General features: G+C 60.3%; 2 protein-coding genes. Both read right to left on the bottom strand.

The annotated features are described in order from the left end of the window. A partial coding sequence (locus AB1S50_RS17025; protein ID WP_367152253.1) for a condensation domain-containing protein occupies positions 1–1,641 on the bottom strand: 1,641 nt, incomplete at its 3' end. Then, complete coding sequence (locus AB1S50_RS17020) at positions 1,641–8,273, bottom strand: amino acid adenylation domain-containing protein (RefSeq protein ID WP_455363760.1); 6,633 nt, start codon at positions 8,271–8,273, stop codon at positions 1,641–1,643. The genes AB1S50_RS17020 and AB1S50_RS17025, both read right to left, overlap by 1 nt. Positions 8,274–8,454: the final 181 nt, after the last annotated feature.

Below are 8,454 nucleotides of genomic sequence, written 5' to 3'. Positions count from 1 at the left end.
CGCAACAATGGTAGGCTCTTGATGGCGAGCCGGATTTTCCAGCGCTGCCTCGCCGCTGTCATTCCAGAGCACAATCTGCCGGTAACGTTCGACATCGCTCAGCATGGCCAGCTGCGACAGCCGCCGCTCGGGCGTGGCCACCATAGCGGCGAGCAACTGCTGATAGTGGGCCAACAAGCCCTCGGCCCAATCCGCCTCAAACAGGTCGCAGCTGTATTCCAGGTCAATGTCCAGCCCGCGCAAACCTTGCTGCACGGTGAGCGTCAGATCGAAGCGCGCCATCCCCTCGCCTGGGGCCACCGGCATTGGCGTCAGCTCGACGCCGGGCAGAGCCTCTTCTTCGATGGGAATGTTCTGCATTACGAACATCGCCTGGAACAGAGGCGTGATATTCATTGTTCGCGTCGGGCTCAGCTCGTCGACCAAAGCTTCAAATGGCAGCTGTTGATGGTCGAAGGCCTCAAGCACGGTTTCCCGGGTGCGTGCCAGGAGGGTGGGCACATCGCAATCGTCGTCGAAACGGGTGCGCAGCACTAGGGTGTTGACGAAGAATCCAATCAGAGCCTCTGTGCCAGGCTGATCGCGATTGGCAATGGGTGAGCCAACACAGATATCGTCCTGACCAGCATGGCGCGACAGCAACAGTGAAAAAGCCGCCAACAGCGTCATGTATAAACTCGCCTGGCTGTTCTGGCTCAAACGCTGTAGTTGGGCCGTCAAGCTTGGATCGATCACGGCACTGATCGTTGCACCACGATAGCTCGGTGTCTCTGATCTCGGCCGGTCACAGGCCAAACTCAGTTGTGCCGGCAAATCGCGCAGTTGGTGTTTCCAGTAAGCAAGATCCTCGCGCCAAATATCCGGGCCCAGGTATTGGCGCTGCCAGCTGGCGTAATCTGTATATTGGAACGCAAGCGGCGCCAGTTCGGGGGGCGCCTGTGTGCGGCAAAGTTCGGAGTAACAGGCAAATAGCTCGCGAATAAATATGCCGAGAGACCAGGCGTCCGACACACAGTGGTGCATGGTCACCAACAACACCAGGCTGTCGCTACCATGCCGGTCGCTATCTTCGCGATCCCTAAGTACCCGTATGCGGCAAAGCCCTTCGCCTGCAAGATTGAACGCATGATTGCGCTCGGCCCGGCACTGGGCCTCCACTTGTGCCGTGGTATCTATGACCTCAAACACCGGCGGCGCGGGCGCCGCATCGATATATTGCACCGGCTCATCACCAACCCGATCGAAGCGGGTGCGCATGGAACCGTGGCGCATGGTGAGAATATTCAGACTCTTAAGCAGCGCCGCAGAATCGACCCGACCGCGCAGGCGCCAGGCCAGAGGCATGTTATACAGGGCACTGGCACCGATCACCTGATCGACCAGCCAGAGTCGCCGCTGAGCATAAGACAGGGGCGCCGGAGCATTGTCCCCGCGGGCAGTCACAGCGGGTATTGCCCCCTGCGTACTCCTATCATCGCCGCTTTTAAGGTAGGCAATAACTTCTGTCTTATGGGCTTTCAGTTGAGCTCGCAGTGTGTCCGGCAGTCCGCCCTGCTGGGCTTTGTACTTTAATTTGTCGCCCTCCACATAGAGATATACTCCACTGGCGGAAGCCTGCTCGACAATAGCGTGAATATCCACTAGATCTCCCCTTCCTCTAGTTCATCCACGGCACCGTCGAGGTGTGATTGATTAGCCTGAATGCGTGCGTTGAGCTCCTCTGCCCCTATTGCGCCCGAGCGCTGCTGGACACTCCGCTCCACTCGCCCGGCAAGTCCTCGCAGGGTTTGTTGTTCGAAGACCGCGCGCATAGGCAGGCCAATAGCAAACTCCTGCCGCAGGCGGGAAAGGAGCTGCGCGGCGAGAATCGAATGCCCACCCAAATCGAAGAAGTTATCCCCGCGCCCCACACGGGAACACCGCAGTAATTCCGACCAAAGCCCTGCCAACACCTCTTCCCACTCACCTTGAGGCGCCTCGAACCCAGCACTCGCTGCCACCGCATCCGGCACCGGCAAGGCGCTGCGGTCAATCTTGCCGTTGGCGGTCAGGGGGAAATGCTCCAGCACGCCGATGGCTGAGGGTTGCATGTAGCCGGGTAAGTGACAGCGCAAAGCTTCCCTCAGTGATTCTCGCAGAACTTCTTCTGCCAAACCTGTGGCCGGCACCACATAGGCCAGCAACTGGGGATTGTCCTCGCGCTCACGGCGGACCACTGCCACGGCATCCTGCACTGCACTCTGAGCCAGCAGAAGGCTCTCGATTTCTCCGAGCTCAATGCGAAAGCCGCGCAACTTCACCTGCTGGTCCAGGCGCCCGAGGTAAACCAGCTCGCCCCCCGCCTGCCAGCGTACACCGTCCCCCGTGGCATAGAGGCGCTCACCGGGACGCGTGGCGTAGGGGTGGGGCACAAAACGCTCTGCCGTCAGGGCTGCCCGCCCGTGGTACGCACGCGCAAGACCGGCGCCGCCAATATGGAGCTCACCGGGAACCCCCAGGGGACACAACTGACCCTGGGCGTCCAGCACATACATCTCTGTATTGCCGATGCCCCGACCCAGGGTCACCTGAGCCCCCACCTCAAGCTGCGCCACACTCGACCACACGCAGGTTTCCGTGGGGCCATACATGTTCCAAAGGGACGCCACTTTCGGGCTCAGTTCTGCCACCAAAGCCTGGGAAAAGGCTTCACCGCCGATCAAACCTTTGAGATTGGCTTTGCCCTGCCAGCCGCATTCCAGCATCAGCTTCCAGGTCACAGGCGTGGCCTGCAGCAGTGTGATGGCCTGCTGCTGCACCCGCGCGCTCAATTCGTCACCGCTCATGGTTAGCGGCGTCGACGCAATATCACAGCAAGCCCCGTTAACCAGCGGCAGCATCCACTCCAACAGCGCGATATCAAAGGATAAAGTGGTCACTGCCAACAGGCGGTCACGACGACCGAGACCCGGACGCTGCCCCATGCTGGTCAAAAAATTCACCGCGTTGACATGACTCAGGACCGCACCCTTAGGCTGACCGGTACTGCCGGAGGTGTAAATTACATAGGCCGCCTGCCCGGGATGGCAGGGCAGTTCCGGATTGCCCAGAGAGGGCCCGGATACCGCCGCACTTATCTGCAGTGTGCGCGGTGCGCAGTCTCCCGGTCCGTCGAGACCCGCCACTACCGCCGCCGTCTGCGCACTCGTCACCACCACCGCAAGGCCGCTGTCAGTGACGATGTGCTGCAAACGTGCCAGCGGATAATCCGGGTCCAGAGGCACATAGGCACCACCGGCCTTGAGAATGCCCAGCAGACCCACCACCATTTCCAGCGAGCGCTCGACACACAGCCCCACCCGAACCTCGGGCCCTACGCCTTCGCCCATCAGGCAATGGGCCAGGGCGTTGGCACGATCGTTGAGGGCTACATAGCTCAGCTGCCGGTCGCCCGTCACCAAAGCCACCGCGTCCGGTGTGCGTGTCACCTGGGCTTCGAATAACTGCGCAAGTCCCACCGCCGGCACCGCTGCCCCACTGTGGTTCCACGTCTCTACCTGAAGGCGCTTTTCCGCCGCCGTAAGAAACTCGTAACGCGCCACCGATTGCTCGGGCGCCGCCACTATGGCCTGCAGCAGCGCCTGGTAGTGTGCCAGCAGGCGCACCATGGTCTCGCGCGCAAACAGGTCTGTGTTGTATTCCAGGCCGCCGCTGATGGCGCCCTCGCCACTGCCCTCTTCCACGGTCAGAGTTAAGTCGAAGCGCGACACCCCAGCTTCGGCCGCCTGTTCCAGCGGACTCACTGTGAGCCCCGCCGTCGACGGCCAGTCAAGCGGCACATTCTGCATCGCAAACATCACCTGAAACAGGGGCGAATGGCTGAGACTGCGCTCCGGACTGAGCTTTTCCACCAGTTGCTCAAAGGGAATGTCCTGGTGGGCAAAGCCTGCCAGGGCCGTCTCCCGGGTGCGCCTTAGCAGAGTGTCAAAACTCGGATCGTCGCGCAGATCGCAACGCATCACTAAGGTATTGACGAAAAAGCCAATCAGGGACTCTGTGTCGCGCTGGGTGCGGTTGGCAATGGGTGTGCCGATGGCGAGATCTTTTTGTCCGGCGTAGCGGCTGAGCAGCACCGAAAAGGCGGCCAACAGAGTCATAAACAGGGTCACGCCCCGGGACTGACTGAGATGGCGAAGCTGTGTGCTCAAGGCCGCCGGCAGAGTAAGCGTTTCCACCCGACCGTCATAACTCTGTGCCGCCGGGCGTGGCCGGTCCGTGGGCAGGGTTAACAGGGGCGGTAAACCGGCCAGCTGCCCGCGCCAGTAATCGACCTGCCTGTCCAGGACCTCGCCGCGCAGCCACTGGCGCTGCCACAGGGCAAAATCGGCGTACTGCAGCGGCAGCGGTGGCAGCGTGTCGGCCCTGCCCTGCCGGCAGGCATCGTACAGGGCCAACAGTTCGCGCAGGAAAACTCCCAGGGACCAGCCGTCAGAAATACTGTGGTGCATGGTCACCAACAGCACGTGGCTGTGGTCCTGCCGGTCGTGCAAAAGGCGCAGACGACACAGGGCATCGCGGGAAAGGTCAAAGTGGTAAAAGCGCTCCTCGCGACAAATCCCGAGAAGCTGATCACTGGATGACAGAGTTTCGACCTCGAGGCTCAGTGCCGGGTCGTCGATGACCTGCTGCAGTTGCCCCTCGCGTTCCTCAAAGCGGGTGCGCAGAGACTCGTGGCGTTGCCACAGAGTGGCCAGGCTGGCGGTAAGCATCGCGGTGTCGAGCTCGCCGCGCAGACGCAAAGCCAGGGGCATGTTATAGACCGCGTTGGGCCCCATGTACTGGCTCAAAAACCACAGGCGCTGCTGGGCGTAAGACAGGGGCAGGTGTTCGGGCCGGGGCTGCGCCGCAAGGGGGGGAAGATCCTGCGGCGAAGTGGACGCTTCCGGTGAGGTGCCATCCCTGCGCGCCGCATCGATAGCGGCGGCCTGGTCTCTGAGGGTCTGCAGCTCAAAGAGTTGGCGAATGCCAAGGGTAACTTCAAAGGTGTCGCGAATACGCGACAGCAACTGGGTGGCGATCAGGGAGTGGCCGCCCAGGGCGAAGAAGTTGTCGTTGCGATCAGTGACCTCGCGCCCCAGCACGGCCTGCCACTGCAAGGCAAGAAGGGATTCCACCACGCCTTCGAGGACCGGAGTGCCGCTCTTGCCTTGCTGCCCGATCGGCGGCAAGGCGCTGCGGTCAATCTTGCCGCTGGCGGTCAGGGGGAGCGCCTCGAGAGCCATCCAGTGGGTCGGCAGGCGACATGAGCCAAGTGCCCGCAGTTGTTGAAAGATAGCCTTTTTCACTTCGCCCGCCGTCGGCGCGGAATCTGTGCGCGACTCAGCAAGACTGTAATAACAGGAGACAATTGGCGGCTGACCGGCGCTCTCATCGCCGGCCTGTTCAACCACAACCCATTTGCCGGGAAACGGCAGCGACGCCGCCTGCAATAGGTTGTGGGACAGAGTGTCGCCGGAGCCATAACCTTGGGTTCTGCTCACAAGAATTTGGCAACGACCATTCGCCTGGCAAAGCGCTCGCCGCCCCGTTGCCCAGAGACGGGCGCCCGGCCGTTTGGAAAAGGGGTTGGGCACCAGCGCCAAAGCCGTTTCCCGCGGCCGGGCCCACAGGCTTTCCATACCCAGCCGGCTATCCAGGCACAATTCGCCTGTAACGCCCTCACCCACCCACTGACCATTGTTATCCAGTACCGCCAACCCTTGTTCCGCAGCTTTTTCATCCGCGTCGGTATCGGGCAAAATCAAACCCAGACTGGCACAACACATCTCTACAAGGTCGCCGTTAAGACCCGGCGGGGACAGGGCCAGCTGTTTTTTCAGTGCCGCCAACTGAGTCAATGACAGCACACGGCCCACCGGCGCTAGTCCACCCTGGTCGGGATAACATAACAAGGCGGTCTGTAAAGCGTGCACGAATATGGGGTCAACAGACACCCGGGAAGCGCTCTCGATTTCCCATTCTGCCGGCAGGCAAACCACAGGGATGCCGTCGACCTCGAAGGCCCCCAGGTGTGACGAGTCGGTGACAAGCGCGCTAATCCCGCTATCCTGGACCAGATGGGCAAGGCGTAAGCGAGGTGCATCCGGTGGCAGCAGAACCGCTACAGCATTCCTTTGGAGGATGGCAAGTACGGTAAAATTGGCTAAGACCTCATCCTCAAGACACACCCCGATATGAGCTCCGCCTGCACAACTCAGCTCCTGAATCCGGGCGATTGTGGCATCGGCACAAAAGCTACGGGATCGATCGGGGTCCAGCAGCTCCAAAGCCCGATCAATATTGAGCGTGAAAACACCAGCGTCCCCCAAGGGGTCATCGATATGCAACTGACTGTAGCGCGACTGACACCGCGCCGGGCTTAGGTAGTTCAGATTGCCAAGCGCTGCCTCAGGCTTGTGAACAAGCTCGCCAAGAAGCTGCCGATAGTCAGTAAATATCCTCTCAACGGACTCGGCATCAAACAGATCCGAGTTGTATTCGAACTCGCCGTAGAGCACATCTTTTCCCTTCTCAGACGTGCCTTCTCGCAATATAAGCGTGAGGTCAAACTTGGCCACACCCCGGTCCTTGAGGTGCTCGGGCAGTTCCAGAGATGACCACTCAATGCCCTCGCACTGCGGAGCGTCGAGCGGTACATTTTGCAGGGCAAACATCACCTGAAAAATCGGAGCAAAGCGCGCATCGCGCTGGGGACTCAACGCCTCCACCAGCTTTTCGAAGGGCAAATACTGATAGTCATAGGCGCTCAGGGTCGTCTCACGCACTTGGTGCAGCAGCTGCACAAAACTTGGATTTGCACCCACCCTGACCGGTAAGGCCAGGGCGTTGACGAAAAAGCCCATCAGCGCTTCAGTCTGCGCCTGAGTTCGATTGGCGATAGGTGTACCTATCACCAGGTCGCGCTGGCCGCTGTATCGACTGAGCAGGACGGCGAAGGCCGACATCAAGGTCATAAACAGGGTGACGCCTTCCCGCCTGCTAAGATGCCTCAGGCTCTGCAACAGTGGCGATGGCAGCGAAACCGATATATTGCCCCCCCTAAATGTCTGCTTCTCGGGTCGGGGGCGATCCGTTGGCAAATTCAGGCAAGGCGGCAAACCCGACAGTTGCTGACTCCAGTAGTCGAGGGCGTCCTGCAACATCTCGCCGCGCAGCGACTGGCGCTGCCAGCGCGCAAAATCTGAGTATTGCAGGGGTAACTTGGACAGCGGTGATGCTTCGCCAGCGGTAAAGGCCCGATAAAGTGCGGCAAGCTCGCGATAAAAAATTTCGCTTGACCAGGCATCGCCGACAGCGTGGTGCATGCTAAGCAGCAGCAGGTAGCGATCGCCGTCCCGCAAATGCAGCAGTCGCACTCGCGCCAGAACGTCAGTGGACAGGTCAAATGGCCGATCGCGTTCGCTGGCATAGGCCTGATACAGATCATTTTCCCCGCCGGCTTCCTCAATATCGAGGTGGCTTTTACTGGGCTCAATGACCTGCCGAATTTCCCCTTGATCGCGAATAAAACGGGTTCGAAGGGAAGGCTGACGCTCGATCACCGACAAAACACTGCGCGCTAGAATCCCGGCGTCCACGTCGCCGCGAATATCCAATGCCAACAGCAGGTTGTACACCGGATGTGGGCCGATATATTCGTGTAAAAACCACATTCTCTCCTGGGCGAAAGACAGTGGCTTGGGCAATCCATCATCGCTCGCCACCAGCGGCGGTATACCTTCGCGCAGCGTTCGCGAGCGCATAATCAGGACCGCCTGCTCACGCAGACACTGACACTCAAACACCTCCCGAATACTCAGCTGACGGTCGAAGGCGTTCTGAATCCTCGACAGGAGCCGGGTGGCTAGCAATGAGTTACCGCCAAGATCAAAGAAATTATCATCGCGCGCCACTGTGTCGCAGCTCAGTACCTGGCGCCACAGGTCCGCCAGCAACACTTCAACCGGCCCCTCTGGTGCCATTGCAAGCTGCGCCTGAGGACTTTCAGTGAGCGCCGGCAGCGCCTGCCGATCGAGCTTACCACTGGGTGTCAGGGGCAGGCTGTCAATAAAGAGCATGGCTGACGGCCGCATGTATTCCGGCAGCTGGGTGCGCAGATGGGCCTCGATAGATTGCCTGACCTGCAAGGCCTCCTCTTCCGTGGAATCGGTCACCAGGTAGGCCATTAGGTGGGCTTCTTTACTGCCCTGTCGATGAGAGATCTGGTCCAGTCCGTCCGGGTTCTGAGTGATCACCACCGCCTGCAAGATCCTCGGGTGAAGCCGCAATTGGGCCTCTATCTCAGCGGGTTCGACGCGAAAGCCACGGATATTGACCTGGTGATCAACCCGGCCCACATACTCAAGACAGCCATCCCGGCCATAGCGCGCCAGATCCCCCGTGCGATACAAACGACCACCGCCTTCCGCCTCATCA

It is taken from the genome of Microbulbifer discodermiae, from assembly GCF_040742695.1.
Classification (GTDB): Bacteria; Pseudomonadota; Gammaproteobacteria; order Pseudomonadales; family Cellvibrionaceae; genus Microbulbifer.
This window is presented reverse-complemented; position numbering and strand designations above follow the sequence as displayed.